The organism is Dankookia rubra (assembly GCF_004355005.1).
Classification (GTDB): Bacteria; Pseudomonadota; Alphaproteobacteria; order Acetobacterales; family Acetobacteraceae; genus Paracraurococcus; species Paracraurococcus ruber_A.
The window spans coordinates 127,279-142,990 of sequence record NZ_SMSJ01000005.1 but is presented as its reverse complement, the minus strand read 5'-3'; the positions used below and the strand labels follow the sequence as shown (position 1 = coordinate 142,990).

Below are 15,712 nucleotides of genomic sequence, written 5' to 3'. Positions count from 1 at the left end.
TCGGCTCACGGCCTGTTGTATGCCGCTCAACCGCAGGGGCGCGGTATCTCCCTGCCTCCTGAACCCGGACTTGTCTGGCCGTGTGGTACCGCCGGGCTTTCCCGCTCCGGAAAGGTCGCCCGCCCTGGCCCGCCCCTTGGCCCGCCCCTATGCGCTCAGCCCGCTCAGCCCGCAGGATCCGGGCCTGCGCCGCGCCATCCATGGCTACAGCACCGCCGGGACCTGGCGACGGCTGGCCTTCCGGGCCGGCCAGGTGGGCCTTGAGATCGCCGGCGCCCTGCCGCGTGACCTGGGCCGCGCCCTCGGCGGCGGCGCGCCGCCGCTGCTCCGGCTGGAGCCGGGGGTGGACCCGCGGCCGGATGCGACCTCCGTCGCGCTCTACGTCCATTATGCCGGCTCGGGTCAGGTCTCGGAGATGGTGCGGCGGCAGCTCGCCGGCCTGGCCGCCGCCGGCTTCGCCATCGTCTTCATCACCATGTCCGCGACGGTGCCCGAGGTCGACTGGCAGGCGGCCCGGCAGCATTGCGCGCTGGTGGCGCAACGGCGCAACTTCGGCCGCGACTTCGGCGCCTGGCAGGAGCTGGCGGCCGAGGCCTGGCGGCGCTGGCCGGGCGCGACCGAGCTGCTGCTGGCGAACGACAGCGTGCTGGGTCCAATCCTGCCGCTGCCGCCGGTCCTGGCGGCGCTGCGGGCCGGCGGGGAAGGGCTGTTCGGCCTGACCGAAAGCATCCAGGGCGGACCGCACCTGCAGAGCTACTTCCTGCTGGCGCGCGGCGCCGCCGCCACCGGCGACCTCTTCGGCTTCCTGGCCGCGATGCGGATGAGCCACTCCAAGTGGCTGGTCGTGCAGCGCGGCGAGCTGCGCCTGGCGCGCTGGATGCGCGGCCGCGGCCACCAGGTGGCGGCGCTGTTCGGCTACCACCGGCTGGTCGCCGCCGCGCTCGCGGTGGGGGAGGAGCGGGCGCGGCTGGCGGCCTCCCACCCGCTGCTGCGCGATCTGGAATCGCTGCCGCCGGCGGCGCGCGAATCGCGTCTTCTGTCGCAGCCGCTGAACCCGACGCATCATTTCTGGCACGCGCTGGTGCGGCAGATGGGTTTTCCCTTCCTGAAGACCGAGCTGGTGCGGCGCAACCCGGGCCGGCTGCCCGGGGTCGAGGCCTGGCGGGCGCTGGTGCCGGAACCCGATGCGGGGCTTCCCGATACTGGCTCAGTGGCGTCGGTGCCGGTGATCGAGGCGCATCTGCGGATCATGGACGCGCCAACTTCAAAAAACGAAACGGCAGCGGCGCGCGGCGCTGGACAGGAATCGCGTCACGCCGCATGAATTCAGCGGAAGTATTCCGGCGCCGGGGCGTCGCCTCGGCGCGGCTCCCCCGGCGCCGCAAGCGCCGGGATATTGTATGCCGATTGATGGGTTAGCTGCGCCCGATACCATTGCCCTGCCGCTGCACTGCACCGGCCCCGCCGGGCTGGCGGCGCTGCGGGACAGCCTGCCGCGCGAGGCGGCAGGCTTCCTCGATGCCTCGGGCTTCGAGGCGAGGCCGCAGGAAATCCGCCTGCTGCCGGGGAATGGCGGCATCGCCGGCGCGGTGCTCGGCCTCGGCGAGGCCGCCCCGACCCCCTGGTCCTTCGGCGGGCTGCCGCATGCCCTGCCGGCCGGCAGTGCCTGGCGCCTGGTGGATGCGGCGCATGCCGCGCCCGCGGTGCTCGGCTGGTGCCTCGGCGCCTATCGCTATGCCCGCTTCAAGCCGGCCGGCCGGGCGCCGGCGCGATTGGTGCCGCCGCCCGGGACCGAGCGCGCGGTGCATACCGCCAGCGCGATCCTGCTGGTGCGCGACCTGGTGAATGCCCCGCCCAACCTGCTCGGGCCCGAGGAACTGGCCGCCGCCGCCGTGGCGCTGGCGGAACGCCACGGCGCCCGCTGCAGCGTGGTGCAGGGCGCCGCGTTGGAGGAAGGCTTCCCCGCCCTGGCCGCGGTCGGCCAGGCCAGCGTGCAGGCCCCGCGCGTCGCCATCCTGGAATGGGGCCGGCCGGAGGCACCGCTGGTCGCGCTCTGCGGCAAGGGGGTCTGCTTCGATTCCGGCGGCCTCGACCTCAAGCCCGCATCCGGCATGCTGCGGATGAAGAAGGACATGGGCGGCGCGGCGCTGGTGCTGGGCGTGGCGGACCTGGTCATGCGGCTCGGCCTGCCGGTGCGGCTGCTGGTACTGGTCGGCGCGGTGGAGAATGCGGTGGCGGGCAATGCCTTCCGCCCGCTCGACGTGCTGCGGACCCGGGCCGGGCTGACGGTGGAGGTGGGCAATACCGATGCAGAGGGCCGGCTGGTGCTCGCCGACCTGCTGGCCTTCGCGGCGGAGCGGGAGCCGGAACTGCTGGTCGACTGCGCGACGCTGACCGGGGCGGCACGGGTCGCGCTCGGGCCCGACCTGCCGGCAATGATGACGCCCGACGATTCGCTGGCCGCTGCCCTGCTGGCGGCAGGCGAGGCGACGGCGGATCCGCTCTGGCGGCTGCCGTTACATGCAGGTTACGACTCCTGGCTCGACAGTACGGTAGCGGACATCAACAACGTCTCATCCCGCCCCATGGCGGGCGCCATTATCGGAGGTTTGTTCTTGCGGCGTTTCGTCCCGGCGCCTATGCGGTGGGTCCACCTCGACGTTTATGCCTGGAACGACGGCAGCCGGCCGGGCCGTCCCGAGGGCGGCGAGGCGCAGGCACTCAGGACCCTGACAGCAACCATCGAAACTCTGTTCGCTGGCATACCGGGGCCGGGCCGGTAACGACAACGAGATGCGGTGGAAACTTTTCGGGTCGGATGGCTCTCAGAACAGCAGGATGCGTTACCCCGTCTGTAGTGCCTGCAAACTGATTGTGCCGGTCCGGGGAGCAAGGGTCCCGGACCGGTCAGCCGACGAAAGCCCATAAGGGGCGAGGGGATTGGAGCTATGGCGGTACAGAGCAACCCCGACCAGCTGGTCGGCATACTTCGGGATACGGTCGTCGCGCTGGTGCGGCGCGACGGTCCCGACCTGTCGGCACGCCAGTTGGGCGTGTTCCTGACGGTCTACCTGACCGACGGCCCGCATACCGTGCGCGGCCTTGCGGCGGAGCTGAACGTGTCCAAGCCGGCCATCACCCGGGCGCTCGACCGCCTTGGGGAACTGGACCTGGCCCGCCGCAAGGTGGACCCGATGGACCGCCGCAGCGTCATCGTGCAGCGGACCCTGAAGGGCACCGCCTTCCTGCGCGACATGCGGCAGATCATGTCCGAGGCCGAGACGCACCTGCATGCCTCGGGCGGCGAAGCCGGCGCAGCGAACGCCGACCCGGGCCGCGAATCGCGCCGGGCCGGCTGAAGCGACGCGCCCGCCCGATTTTCGGGCGGGCCGGAGCCCTGCAGGCCACGGTCCGGGATCGGCCACCGCAAGGGGTGGCAGGTCCTGCCGGTCGTTACTTGCCGACCTGCCTCAGTAGCCCAGCGTGAAATCCACCAGGTTCAGCACCGGCCGCCCGTCCCGGGCGCGCCGGATATTGTCCACCACCTGCGGCGCGGCGCTTTGCGGGATGGTGATGCTCGCCGCATGCGGGGTCATTACCACGCGCGGATGACCCCAGAAGGGATGGTCGGCGGGCAGCGGCTCCGGCTCGAAGACGTCGAGCGCGGCGGCGGCGACCTGGCCGCTGTCGAGCGCCGCCAGCAGGTCGGGCTGCACCACATGCCCGCCGCGGGCACCGTTCACCAGGAAGGCGCCGCGCGGCAGCAGCCCCAGCGTCCGCGCGTTCAGCACGCCGCGGGTGTCCGGCGTGAGCGGCAGCAGGCAGACCAGGATGTCGGCCTGCGGCAGCATGGCCGCCAACCCATCCGGTCCATGGAAGCCCCGCACGCCGTCGATCGCCTTTGGCCCGCGCGACCAGCCCATGACGGGGAAGCCGAGCGCCATGAGCGCGCGGGCCGACGCCGTGCCGAGCTCGCCGAGGCCGAGGATGCCGATGCGGCGGCCGGCGGTGTCGGGGGCCGGCAACTCGTCCCAGATCCGCGCCGCCTGCTGCGCGCGGTAGTCGAGGTCCTGCCGGTGAAAGCGCAGCACGTTCAGCAGGACCCATTCGGTCATGCCCGTGGTCAGCCGCACATCCTTCAGCCGGGCCACCGGCACGCCGGGCGGCGGCCCGGGCGGGCGCATCAGGTGGTCGACGCCGGCGCCCATGGAACAGATCAGCTTCAGGTTCGGGTAGGCCCGCAGCGCCGCCAGGTCCTGCGCGCCCCACATCACCACCACGTCGATCCCGCCGGGGTCGAGGGCGTCGGCATGGCCGCGGATGTCGAGGCCCGGGTCCACCGCCAGCAGCGCCTGCCGCCAGGCCTCCACCGTGCTCGCCGCGGCGCTCTTGTTGGTCGCCAGCAGAATGGCCATCACTGCTCCTGCATCATGTGCCCGGCGGGCAGGGTTTCGAGCCCGGCCGGCAGGTCGCGCACCCAGGCGCGCCAGTCCTGCCGGCGGGTCGCCGCGCGCTCCGTGCCGTCCGGCAGCTTGGCGTAGAGGCTCAGCACGCCCTGCGACCACCAGAAATCGAAGTTCTTCTCGCTGGCCAGCACCATGGCGGCGGTGCGGTCGAAGACGCCGTCCTTCACCCGCGGCAGGTGCTTGCCCAGCCACCAGACGCAGCCCGCCGCCAGGATCGCGGCACCGAGATAGAAGTGCACCAGCATGGTGGCGCCGAAGGAGCCGACCAGGATGATCGCCGGCGGCACCACGTTCTCCAGCGACTGGTAGACCGGCGTGCCGGGGCTGTTCATCTTGCGGATATGGACGCCGAGCTTGGCCTTGTCGGCATCCAGCAACTCGCGCAGGCGCTCCAGCTCGGTCGTCACGTGCGGTGGGTCCCCTCGACCGCCCGGAGATCGAAGGCGGCGGCCATCAGGGCGCGGGTATAGGGCTGGGTCGGCGCGGCGGTAAGCCTCTCGGCCTCGCCTTCCTCCACCACCTGGCCGTCCTTCAGGACGATGATGCGGTGGGCCAGCGCCCGCACCACCCGCAGGTCGTGGCTGATGAACAGGTAGGCCAGGCGGTGCCTGGCCTGCAACGCCCGCAGCAACTCCACCACCTGGGCCTGGACGGAAACATCTAGCGCGCTGGTCGGCTCGTCCAGCACCACCAGGCGCGGCTTGAGGACCAGGGCGCGGGCGATGGCGATGCGCTGGCGCTGGCCGCCGCTGAACTCGTGCGGGTAGCGGGCGGCGGCGGCGGGATCGAGGCCCACCTCCTCCAGCGCCTGGGCCACCTCCGCGTCGCGGGCAGCGCGGGTCAGGCCGGGCTCGTGGACCTCGAGCCCCTCGCCGATGATCTCCCCGGCGCTGAGGCGCGGCGAGAGCGAGCCGTAGGGATCCTGAAAGACGATCTGCATGCGCCGCCGCAGCGGCCGCAGCGCCGCGCGGGACAGCGGCTGGATGTCGCGGCCTTCGAATCGGATCTCGCCCTCGCTGCCCTCCAGCCGCAGCAGGGCGAGGCCGAGGGTGGTCTTGCCGCTGCCGGACTCGCCGACCAGGCCGACCGTCTCGCCTTCGCGGATGGTCAGGCTGACGCCGTCCACCGCCTTCACATGCCCGACGGTCCGCCGGAGCAGGCCACGGCGGATCGGGAAATGCACCTTCATGCGGACGCCGGCGAGGACCTGCGCGGCGCCGGCCGGCACCGGCGCGGGCCGGCCGCGCGGCTCGGTGGCCAGCAGCATGCGGGTATAGGGGTGCCGCGGGTCGGCGAAGACCGCCTCCGTCGCGCCCTGCTCCACCGCCTCGCCGTCCTTCATCACCACGACGCGGTCGGCGTGGCGGTGGATGATCTGCAGGTCATGGGTGATCAGCAGCATCGCCATGCCCAGGCGGCGCTTGAGGTCCCGCAGCAATTCCAGGATCTGCGCCTGGATGGTGACGTCGAGCGCGGTCGTCGGCTCGTCGGCGATCAGCAGCTTCGGGTCGTTCGCCAGCGCGGCCGCGATCATCACCCGCTGGCGCTGGCCGCCGGAAAGCTGGTGCGGGTAGGCGCCCATCCTGTCCTCCGCTTGCGGCAGGCCGGCCTGGTGCAGCAGGTGCAGCACGCGGTCGCGCAGCGGGCCGCCGGACAGCGGCTGATGCAGGGTGATCGCCTCCCCCACCTGGCGGGCGATCGTGTGGAGCGGGTTGAGCGAGGTCATCGGCTCCTGGAACACCAGGCCGGCGGTGCCGCCGCGGAGGTGGCGGAGGGTGTCCTCGTTCGCCGCCAGCACGTCGGTGCCGTCGAGGGTGATGCGGCCCGTGGGGTTGCTGCCCGCGGGCGGCAGCAGGCGGAGCGCCGAGAGGGCGGTGACGGACTTGCCGCTGCCGCTCTCGCCGACGAGCGCCACCGTCTCCCCGGGATCGACCTGGAAGGAGACGCCGCGCACGACGGTGCGGCCGGCGAAGGCGACCGAGAGGTCCTCGACGCGGAGGAGGGTCATGGAAAGGCAAAGGCTGGGGGAGAAGGTATTCTCCCCCAGGCCCCCTCATCCATTTTCGTGGGTCGGTACCCTCCGCGCGGCGAATGCCGACCCAGAGAAATAGATGAGGGGTCCGGGGAGACTACCTTCTCCCCGATCTTGCTTCCCGTCATCGGCCACCCCCCGGCAGCTTCCGCGGATCGAAGGCGTCCCGCACCGCCTCGCCGACGAAGATCAGCAGCGTCAGCACCCCGCCCAGCACCACGAAGCCAGTGAAGGCCAGCCAGGGCGCCTGCAGGTTGTTCTTGCCCTGTCCCAGCAGCTCGCCGAGCGAGGGCGAGCCGGGCGGCAGGCCAAAGCCGAGGAAGTCGAGCGACGCGAGCACGGTGACCGAGCCCGACAGGGTGAAGGGCAGGAAGGTCAGCGTCGCCACCATCGCGTTCGGCAGGATGTGCCGCGCCATCAGCCGCGTGTCGGATACACCCAGCGCCCGCGCGGCGCGGACATAATCGAGGTTGCGGCCGCGCAGGAACTCCGCCCGCACCACGCCGGTCAGTCCCATCCAGGAGAAGAGCAGCAGGAAGATCAGCAGGGTCCAGAAGCCCGGCTCGATGATCGAGGCCAGGATGATCAGCATGAAGAGCTGCGGCATGCCCGACCAGATCTCGATGAAGCGCTGGAACAGCAGGTCGGTGAGCCCGCCGTAGAAGCCCTGCACCGCGCCGGCGGCTATGCCGATGACGGAGGCGACGATGGTCAGGCTGAAGCCGAACAGCACCGAGGTGCGGAAGCCGTAGATCACCCGCGCCAGGACGTCCCGCGCCTGGTCGTCGGTGCCGAGCCAGTTCTGCGCGGTGGGCGGGGAGGGCGCCGGCTGCGGCAGGCCGAGCACCACGGTGTTGTAGGCATAGGGAATGGCGGGCCAGAGGATCCAGCCGCGCCCGGCGATCTCGCGCAGCAGCTCCGGGTCGTGCCAATTGGCCTCGGTCGGCAGCCCGTCCGGGATGATGTCGTCCTCGGCATAGTCGGCCAGCACGGGGACGAACCAGCGGCCGTCGATGCGGCCGACCAGCGGCCGGTCGTTGGCGATGAACTCGGCGAAGAGGGTGACCACGAAGAGCGCGGCGAAGATCCAGAGCGACCAGTAGCCTCGCCTGTTGGCGCGGAAATTCGCCAGGCGGCGCCGCGTGAGGGGTGTCACCGCCGGGCCTCGAAGTCGATCCTGGGGTCGACCATCGTATAGGCGAAGTCGCCGACGATCTGCATGATCAGCCCGAGCAGGGTGAAGATGTAGAGCGTGCCGAACATCACGGGGTAGTCGCGGCGGATGGCCGATTCGAAGCCGAGCAGCCCGAGCCCGTCGAGCGAGAAGATGATCTCCACCAGCAGCGCCCCGGTGAAGAGGATGCCGATGAAGGCGGCGGGGAAGCCGGCGATGATCAGCAGCATGGCGTTGCGGAAGACATGGCCGTAGAGCACCCGGGTCTCCCCGGCGCCCTTGGCCTTGGCCGTCACGGTGTACTGCTTGTGGATCTCCTCGAGGAAGGAGTTCTTGGTCAGCATGGTCAGCCCGGCGAAGCCGCCGATCACCAGCGCGATGGTCGGCAGGACCATGTGCCAGGCATAGTCGAGCGCCCGGGCCGCGAAGGGCGCCGCTTCCATCCCCGGCGAGAGCAGCCCGCGCAGCGGGAACCACTGCAGGAAGCTGCCGCCGGCGAACAGCACCACCAGCATGATGGCAAAGAGAAAGCCCGGGATCGCGTAGCCCACCAGCACCACCGCTGATGTCCAGATGTCGAAGCGCGAGCCGTCCCGCACCGCCTTGCGGATGCCCAAGGGGATGGAGACGAGGTAGATGATCAGCGTCGACCAGAGGCCGAGCGAGATGGAGACCGGCATCTTCTCGAGGATCAGCTCCACCACCGGCCTGTCGCGGAACAGGCTGCGGCCGAGGTCGAAGCGGGCATAGCCCGCCAGCATGGTCCAGAGCCGGTCCTGCCAGGGCTTGTCGAAGCCGAAGCTGCGCTCGATCTCCGCCACCACCGCCGGGTCCAGGCCGCGGGCGCCGCGGTAGCGGCTGCCCTCGCCGCTGGCCGATGCGTCGCGGCGCTCCTGCGGCCGGGTCTCGCCCTGGCTCTCGCCGGACAGCCGGCCGAGCGTGCTGCCGGCATTGCCCTTGAGCTCGGCCAGCATCTGCTCGACCGGCCCGCCCGGCGCGAACTGCACCACGGCGAAGTTGATCAGGATGATGCCGAGCAGGGTCGGCACCACCAGCGCCAGGCGACGGAGAAGATAGGCACCCATTCTTCTAGCGTGGCGCCTGCTGCGCTTCGCGCTTGCCCTGCTCGACCGCGCCGACGCGCTCGGGCTCGATCCACCAGCTGTCGATCGCCAGGTTGTAGCGCGGGTTGCGCTCGGGCCGGCCGAGCTTGTCCCAATAGGCCACCCGGAAGGTGCGGCTGTGCCATTGCGGGATCATGAAGTCGTGCCACAGCAGCACGCGGTCGAGCGCCCGGGTGCGGGCGATCAGCTCGGCACGGTCGGGCGCGGCGATCAGCAGCTCGACCAGCGCGTCGACCACCGGGTCGCAGATGCCAGAAAGGTTCTGGCTGCCCTGCTTCTGCGCCTCGGCGCAGGTCCAGAAGTCGCGCTGCTCGTTGCCCGGCGACAGCGACTGGCCGACGCCGCCGACCGTCATGTCGAAGTCGAAGGCGTCGGTCCGCACCTCGTACTGCGCCGGGTCGATCGTCCGCACGCGGGGTTCCATCCCGAGCCGCTGCAGCACCTGCATGTAGGGCAGGGCGATGCGCTCGAAGCTCGGCCCGTTCAGCAGGATCTCGAAGGCGAAGGGCTCGCCCCTGGCATTGACCAGCTTGCGGTCCTTCACCACCCAGCCGGCCTGGCGCAGCAGGTCGAGCGCGCGGCGCAGGCCTTCGCGGTTGTTGCCGGACCCGTCGGTGACCGGCAGCCTGTATTCCTCGGTGAAGAGCCGGTCGGGCACGCGGCCGCGGTACTGCTCCAGGATCTCGAGCTCGCGGCCCTGCGGCAGGCCGGACGACGCCAGCTCGGAGTTGGAGAAGTAGGAGGTCGTGCGGGTGTAGCTGCCGTAGAAGAGGTTGGCGTTCATCCACTCGAAGTCGAAGACCTCGATCAGGGCGCGGCGGACGCGGGCATCCTGGAAGAGCGGGCGGCGCAGGTTGACGGCGAAGGCCTGCATGCCCGTCGGCCGCTCGTGGCGGATCTCGTCGCGCTTCACCAGGCCCTTCCGCACCGCGGGGAAGTCGTAGGCGGTGGCCCATTCCTTGGCGATGTTCTCGGTGCGGAAGTCGATCTGCCCGGCCTTGAAGGCTTCCAGCGCCACGGTCGGGTCGCGGAAGTACTCGTAGCGGATGGTGCCGGCATTGGCCGTGCCCCGCATCGTCGGCAGGTCGCGGCCCCAATAGTCCTCCACCCGGCGGTAGACCAGGCTGCGGCCGGATTCGAACCGCTCCAGCCGGTAGGGGCCGGAGCCCAGCGGGATCTCCTGCAGCGGCTTGCCGAAGTCGCGGCCCTCCCACCAGTGCTTCGGCAGCACGGTGAGCTGGCCGAGGATCAGCGGCAGCTCGCGGTTCTCGTTGTTCCTGAAGCGGAAGACCACGCGGCGCGGGCCTTCCGCCACCGCCTCGGCCACGTCGGCGTAGTAGGACCGGTAGGTGGGCCGGCCCTGGGTGCGGAGCGTGTCGAAGGTCCAGACCACGTCCTCGGCCGTCACCGGCCGGCCGTCGTGCCACTTCGCCGCCGGGTTCAGCTCGAAGGCCACCCAGCGCTGGTCGGCCGGCAGGTCGATCCGCTGGGCGAGGTGGACGTATTCGGTGCTCGCCTCGTCGTCGCTGTCGCGCAGCAGCGTGTCCCAGACCCGGCCGATGCCGACCGCCGGGGTGCCGCGCAGGATGAAGGGGTTGAAGCTGTCGAAGCTGCCGAGCGCGGCCAGCACCAGCTCCCCGCCCTTCGGCGCCTTGGGATTCACCCAGGGCCAATGGGTGAAGTCGGCGGGCAGGGCGGGCTCCCCCAGCAGGGAGAGCGCATGGGTGCGGGTGATGCCGTCCGGCCCGGGACTGCCGGCCGGGGTGGCGGCGCGGGCGCCGCGGCCGAGGGATGCGGGAAGGGCGAGGCCCCAGGGGAGGCCGATGGCCAGCAGGTCGCGGCGTTGCATCCCCGCAGGATGGGGGTTCGGGCCGACGGCGACAACCTTTGCCGGCCTGTGGCCCGGCGCCCGGGTGGGCTGCCTCAGCCGCCGAGCAGTCCCACCGCCTCGGCCAGCATCGCCGGGTCGCCGACCGCCAGCACCCGCCCGTCGCTCCCGAGCGTCAGTGGCCTGCCGTCCCATCCGGTCACCCGCCCGCCGGCGCCTTCCACCACCGGGACGATCGCCGCCCAGTCCCAGGGCTTCATCGTCGCCTCGCAGACCAGGTCCACCAGGCCGAGCGCCAGCAGCCCATAGGCGTAGCAGTCGCCGCCCCAGGTGACGCGCCGTGCCGCGCCGCGCAGCCGCTTGAAGCCCGGGCGGTCGGCGGGGTCGAACATGTCGGGGCTGGTGCAGGACAGCTCGGCATTGCCGACCGCGGGGCAGGGCCTGCAGCGCGGGGTGCCGCCGAGCGGCGCGCGGAAGCGGGTCGGCTCGCCCGCCACGCCCAGCCAGCGCTCCCCGGTGACGGGCTGGTCGATCATGCCGAGCACCGGGCGGCCGCGGTGCAGCAGGCCGATCAGCGTGCCGAAGAGCGGCCGTCCCGTGACGAAGGCCCTGGTGCCGTCGATCGGGTCGAGCACCCAGAGGTATTCGGCATCGGCCTGCTCCGGCCCGAATTCCTCGCCCCAGATGCCGTGGCCGGGGAAGCGGGCGCGGAGCAGGGCGCGCATCGCCAGCTCGGCCTGGCGGTCGGCCTCGGTCACCGGGCTGGCATCGCCCTTGGAGTCGACCAGGAGCTGGGAGCGGAAGAGCGGGCGGATGATGGCGCCGGCGGCCTCGGCGGCGGCCTCGGCGGCCGCCGCAAAGATGGGGTCGATCCGCTTCACGCGCCGCGCCTCCGGGACGATGCGACCGGATCGGCCGCGGCCTCCGCCGCTTCGATGAACGCCTGCATGGCCTGCCCCCGGTTCGCGCCGCTCTGTTTGCGCTGCGCTGTTTGCGCCGCACCGGGGGGTTGGTTAGACAGCGCGCTCATTCCTGTCCACGGCGGCCCGCATGTCCGACCTCATCGCCTTCCAGGGCCTGCCCGGGGCCTATTCCGACCTGGCCTGCCGCGCCGCCTATCCCGGCTGGCGCACGCTGCCCTGCCCGTCCTTCGAGGCGGCGATGGACGCGGTCCGCGCCGGCGAGGCGAGGCTGGCCATGCTGCCCTGCGAGAATTCGCTCGCCGGCCGGGTGCCCGACATCCACCGCCTGCTGCCGGACAGCGGCCTGTCGGTGATCGGCGAGCATTTCGAGCGGGTGGAGCACTGCCTGCTGGCGCCGAAGGGCGCGACGCTGGCCACCCTGAAGCGCGCCCATAGCCACCCCGTGGCGCTCGGCCAGGTGCGGCTGATCCTGAAGGAGCTGCGGCTGGAGCCGGTGATCGAGGCCGACACCGCCGGCGCGGCCCACCTGATCGCCGAGCGCGGCGGCGTCGAGGACGCGGCCATCGCCTCGGCCCTGGCCGCCGAGACCTACGGGCTCGAGATCCTGCGCCGCAACGTCGAGGACGCGGCGCACAACACCACGCGCTTCTATGTCTGCTCGCTGGGCAGGCCGGCGCCGTTCCGCGGCCCCTGCATCACCACCTTCGTCTTCCGGGTGAAGAACATCCCGGCGGCGCTCTACAAGGCGCTGGGCGGCTTCGCCACCAACGGGGTGAACATGACCAAGCTGGAAAGCTACATGCTGGACGGCGAGTTCACCGCGACGCAGTTCCTGGCCGACGTGGACGGCCACCCGGACGACCCGAATGTCGCGCGGGCGCTGGAGGAGCTGGCCTTCTTCTCGCGCGAAGTGAAGGTGCTCGGCGCCTATCCGGCGCATGCCTACCGGCTGGAGCACCGGGGGCGCTGATCCCGCCGCAGCATCGCCGGTTGCGCCGCAGCATGCGATCGGGCAGGGTGGACCTATGCCTTCGCACCTGAAGCCTGTCGCCGCGGGAACCACCCCGCCTTAGACGGCGCGTTCCCGCCGACGCCGACCGCTCCCGCATGATACGGCGGCCGCCGAACAGGGCAGCCGCCCGCTGAAGGCTGCCCCATGTCCCTGTCCAAGCTGCGCGACGAATGGTCGCCGAACGTCACGCGCGACCTGCTGGCCGGCACCGTCGTCGCCCTGGCCCTGATCCCCGAGGCGATCGCCTTCTCCATCATCGCCGGGGTCGATCCGAAGCTCGGCCTTTATGCCTCGTTCTGCATCGCCGTCGTCACCGCCATCGCCGGCGGCCGCCCCGCGATGATCTCGGCCGCGACCGGCGCGACCGCGGTGGTCATGGTCACGCTGGTGCGCGACCACGGGGTGAACTACCTGTTCGCCGCGACCATCCTGACCGGGCTGCTGCAGCTGGTCGCCAGCGCGCTCCGGCTCGGCGACCTGATGCGCTTCGTTTCGCGGTCCGTCGTCACCGGCTTCGTCAATGCGCTGGCGATCCTGATCTTCATGGCGCAGCTGCCGGAGCTGTTCGGGCCGGGCTGGCAGCTCATGGGCTGGCCGGTCTATGCCATGGTCGCGGCCGGGCTCGGCATCATCTACCTGCTGCCGCGGGTCACCACGGCCGTGCCCTCGCCGCTGGTCGCGATCGTCCTGCTGACCGCCTTTTCGATGGCCACGGGGACGGAATTCCACAAGGTCGGCGACATGGGCGCGCTGCCGAGCGAGCTGCCGGCCCTTGCCCTGCCGATGGTGCCGCTCGAGCTCGAGACGCTGCGGATCATCCTGCCCTATGCGCTGACGCTGGCCATGGTCGGGCTGCTGGAAAGCCTGATGACGGCGGCGATCATCGACGAGATGACCGACACCGATTCCAGCAAGAACCGCGAATGCGCCGGGCAGGGCCTCGGCAACATCGCCTCCGGCCTGTTCGGCGGCATGGCGGGCTGCGCGATGATCGGGCAGTCCGTCATCAACGTCTCCTCCGGCGGGCGGGGGCGGCTTTCGTGCCTCTGGGCCGGGGCCTTCCTGCTCTTCCTGATCGTGGCGCTCGGCCCCTGGGTGAAGCAGATCCCGATGCCGGCGCTGGTCGCGGTGATGGTCATGGTCTCGATCAACACCTTCCAGTGGCGGTCCCTGCAAACGCTGGTGACGCACCCGAAAAGCTCCAGCGTGGTGATGCTGGCGACCGTCGCGGTGGTGCTCGGGACGCATGACCTGGCCAAGGGCGTGCTGGTCGGCGTGGTCCTCAGCGGGCTGTTCTTCGCGCAGAAGATCTCCCGCTTCTTCGGGGTGGAGTCGGCGCTGGACGCGGCGACGGGCACCCGCACCTACCGCGTCACCGGCCAGCTCTTCTTCGCCACGGCCGAGGCCTTCCACGGCGCCTTCGACTTCCGCGAGTCGCCGAGATCGGTGGTGATCGACGTCCATGCCGCGCATTTCTGGGACATCACCGGGATCAACGCGCTGGACCGGGTGGTGCTGAAATTCCGCCACCACGGCGTGCCGGTCGAGATCACGGGCATGAACGAGGCGAGCCGGACGCTGGTCGACCGGCTGGCGCAGCACGACAAGCCGGGCAAGGCGGCGGTGGCCGGCGGGCACTGAGGCCGGCGGCCACCGAATCCCGGCGCGGGCGGCGCCGAGCTGCGCCACCCTTTGCCCGCCCGCGCGTTGTTCGCCGCTGCCGGTCCCGGCAGCGCCGCACCCGCGGCCGCGACGGGCCGAGGGTTGGGAGAGCCGGGCCCTGCAGACGCGGCAAGACGACCGGCGGCATGGCGCCCCCGGCACGGGTTGGTTCGCCTGGATCTGCCACGCCGCCATGGCCGCGGTGGCGGCCTGGTTCTGGTCGCTGGACAAGCGGCAGGCGGCCACCGGCACCCTGGTGGCCCTGGCCGGCTGCCTCGCCCTCGTCCTGCCGCCGCGCGAGCGCATGCCGCGGCTGCCCCGGCGCCTCAGGACGCTGCCGCGCGGCCTCGATGCCGTCCCGCCGCTCGCCTCGCTGCTCTCGGCCCCGGGCTACGGGCTGAACTGGTTCTACGGCGCCAATCCCTATGACGAGGCGGTGCACCTGCTGAGCGGCATCCTGGCCGGGGCGGTCTTCGCGGCGCTGCTGCTGGCGGATGGGCGGCCACGCGGCGTCCTTCGCCTCGGCCTGGTCGGGGCGGGCTGCGGCCTCGGGCTCGGCATCGCCTGGGAAGTCTTCGAGTGGAGCACGGGCCTGATCGGCGACTGGACGGATACCTGGACCGACGTGGCGCTGACGGCGGCCGGCGCGGCGCTGGGCAGCCTCGGCGGCGGCCGGCTGGCGGCGCGGGCCGCGCAGGACCGGCCCGCGGCGGCCAGGCGGCCCTTGCCCGATCCGGCACCGAGCCCGGCTGCCGGCGACTAGATGCTGGTCGCCACCTACAACGCCCATCGCGGTCGCGGCCCCATGGGATGGTTCCGGCCGGACCGCATCCTCGGCGTGATCGCCGAGATCCGGCCGGACCTGATCGCCCTGCAGGAGGCGCAGCACTACTTCCGGCGCGGTGCCCCGATGCTGGACGGCCAGGCAGTGGCCGAAGCGCTCGGCCTCCGCGTCCTGGCGCCGTCGCAGCGGCCGGACCACCAGGGCTGGCGCAGCAACCTGCTGCTGGTGCGGCGCGACGCCGCGGTGCTCGAGGGCCCGGTCGGCCTCCGCCTCGGCGGGCTCGAGCCGCGCGGCGCCTTGCTGGCGGTGCTGGATCTCGGCTGCGGGCCGCTCCGCGTCATCGGCACCCATCTCAGCCTCGGCGCGCGGCGCCGGCGGCGGCAGGCGGCGGCGCTGCTCGAGGCCATGGCGACGGGCCCCGGCCGGGGCCTGCCGACGCTGCTGCTGGGCGATCTCAACGAATGGCGGACCGGGGGCGGCGCGCTCGGCGTGCTGGCGCCGGTCTTCGGCGAGCCCCTGCCGGCGCCGAGCTTTCCCGCCTTCCGCCCGGTCGCCTCGCTGGACCGGGTCCTCGGCCTGCCGCGGGGCCTGGTACGGCGGGTGGCGGCGCACGACACGCCGCTGGCGCGCCGTGCCTCGGACCACCTGCCGGTGAAGGCCTGGCTGGAGACCGGCCTGCTCGGCCGCGGGCCGGCGGGCTGACGGCG

14 protein-coding genes are annotated in these 15,712 nt (G+C 72.0%); 7 read left to right on the top strand and 7 right to left on the bottom strand.

Annotation, left to right across the window (positions count from 1 at the left end; translation table 11 throughout):
• Positions 1-70 precede the first annotated feature (70 nt).
• From E2C06_RS06460 to E2C06_RS06450, 3 genes are all read left to right on the top strand, one after another.
• On the top strand, positions 71-1,324 hold the full coding sequence (locus tag E2C06_RS06460) for a hypothetical protein (RefSeq protein WP_133287765.1): 1,254 nt from the start codon (positions 71-73) through the stop codon (positions 1,322-1,324).
• A 76-nt stretch (positions 1,325-1,400) separates the two neighbouring features.
• Positions 1,401-2,783, top strand: a complete 1,383-nt coding sequence (locus tag E2C06_RS06455; RefSeq protein ID WP_133287764.1) for a leucyl aminopeptidase family protein — start codon at positions 1,401-1,403, stop codon at positions 2,781-2,783.
• Between the two features lie 165 nt (positions 2,784-2,948).
• On the top strand, positions 2,949-3,359 hold the full coding sequence (locus E2C06_RS06450) for a MarR family transcriptional regulator (RefSeq protein ID WP_133287763.1): 411 nt from the start codon (positions 2,949-2,951) through the stop codon (positions 3,357-3,359).
• A 111-nt stretch (positions 3,360-3,470) separates the two neighbouring features.
• Here E2C06_RS06450 and E2C06_RS06445 read toward each other — a convergent pair whose 3' ends face one another.
• The 7 genes from E2C06_RS06445 to hisN all read right to left on the bottom strand — a co-directional run bounded on the left by E2C06_RS06445 (position 3,471) and on the right by hisN (position 11,505).
• On the bottom strand, positions 3,471-4,415 hold the full coding sequence (locus tag E2C06_RS06445) for a 2-hydroxyacid dehydrogenase (RefSeq protein ID WP_133287762.1): 945 nt from the start codon (positions 4,413-4,415) through the stop codon (positions 3,471-3,473).
• Positions 4,415-4,873 carry a hypothetical protein gene (locus tag E2C06_RS06440; RefSeq protein ID WP_133287761.1) on the bottom strand — a complete coding sequence of 153 codons (459 nt, stop codon included), beginning with the start codon at positions 4,871-4,873 and terminating at the stop codon, positions 4,415-4,417. Before E2C06_RS06440 ends, E2C06_RS06445 begins: the two co-directional genes overlap by 1 nt.
• Entirely contained in the window at positions 4,870-6,474 is a 1,605-nt protein-coding gene (locus E2C06_RS06435) for an ABC transporter ATP-binding protein (protein ID WP_133287760.1), read from the bottom strand. Before E2C06_RS06435 ends, E2C06_RS06440 begins: the two co-directional genes overlap by 4 nt.
• Positions 6,475-6,622: 148 nt before the next feature.
• Positions 6,623-7,654 carry an ABC transporter permease gene (locus E2C06_RS06430; RefSeq protein WP_133287759.1) on the bottom strand — a complete coding sequence of 344 codons (1,032 nt, stop codon included), beginning with the start codon at positions 7,652-7,654 and terminating at the stop codon, positions 6,623-6,625.
• A complete protein-coding gene (locus tag E2C06_RS06425) occupies positions 7,651-8,757 on the bottom strand; it encodes a microcin C ABC transporter permease YejB (protein WP_133287758.1) in 1,107 nt (368 codons plus the stop codon). Before E2C06_RS06425 ends, E2C06_RS06430 begins: the two co-directional genes overlap by 4 nt.
• Before the next feature lie 4 nt (positions 8,758-8,761).
• Positions 8,762-10,645 (bottom strand): extracellular solute-binding protein, encoded by a 1,884-nt coding sequence (locus tag E2C06_RS06420; RefSeq protein WP_133287757.1) that lies wholly within the window; start codon positions 10,643-10,645, stop codon positions 8,762-8,764.
• A 74-nt stretch (positions 10,646-10,719) separates the two neighbouring features.
• The gene (hisN, locus tag E2C06_RS06415) at positions 10,720-11,505 is read right to left on the bottom strand and encodes a histidinol-phosphatase (RefSeq protein WP_193560425.1); all 786 of its coding nucleotides are present in this window, start codon (positions 11,503-11,505) and stop codon (positions 10,720-10,722) included.
• 169 nt (positions 11,506-11,674) lie between these two features.
• Here hisN and E2C06_RS06410 point away from each other — a divergent pair, with 169 nt between their 5' ends.
• The 4 genes from E2C06_RS06410 to E2C06_RS06395 all read left to right on the top strand — a co-directional run bounded on the left by E2C06_RS06410 (position 11,675) and on the right by E2C06_RS06395 (position 15,707).
• Positions 11,675-12,517, top strand: coding sequence for a prephenate dehydratase (locus E2C06_RS06410; RefSeq protein WP_133287755.1), 843 nt, complete (start codon positions 11,675-11,677; stop codon positions 12,515-12,517).
• Positions 12,518-12,703: 186 nt separating this feature from the next.
• A complete protein-coding gene (locus E2C06_RS06405; protein WP_133287754.1) occupies positions 12,704-14,200 on the top strand; it encodes a SulP family inorganic anion transporter in 1,497 nt (498 codons plus the stop codon).
• Between the two features lie 214 nt (positions 14,201-14,414).
• Complete coding sequence (locus tag E2C06_RS06400) at positions 14,415-14,984, top strand: hypothetical protein (RefSeq protein ID WP_133287753.1); 570 nt, start codon at positions 14,415-14,417, stop codon at positions 14,982-14,984.
• Positions 14,985-15,707, top strand: coding sequence for an endonuclease/exonuclease/phosphatase family protein (locus tag E2C06_RS06395; protein ID WP_133287752.1), 723 nt, complete (start codon positions 14,985-14,987; stop codon positions 15,705-15,707).
• Positions 15,708-15,712: the final 5 nt, after the last annotated feature.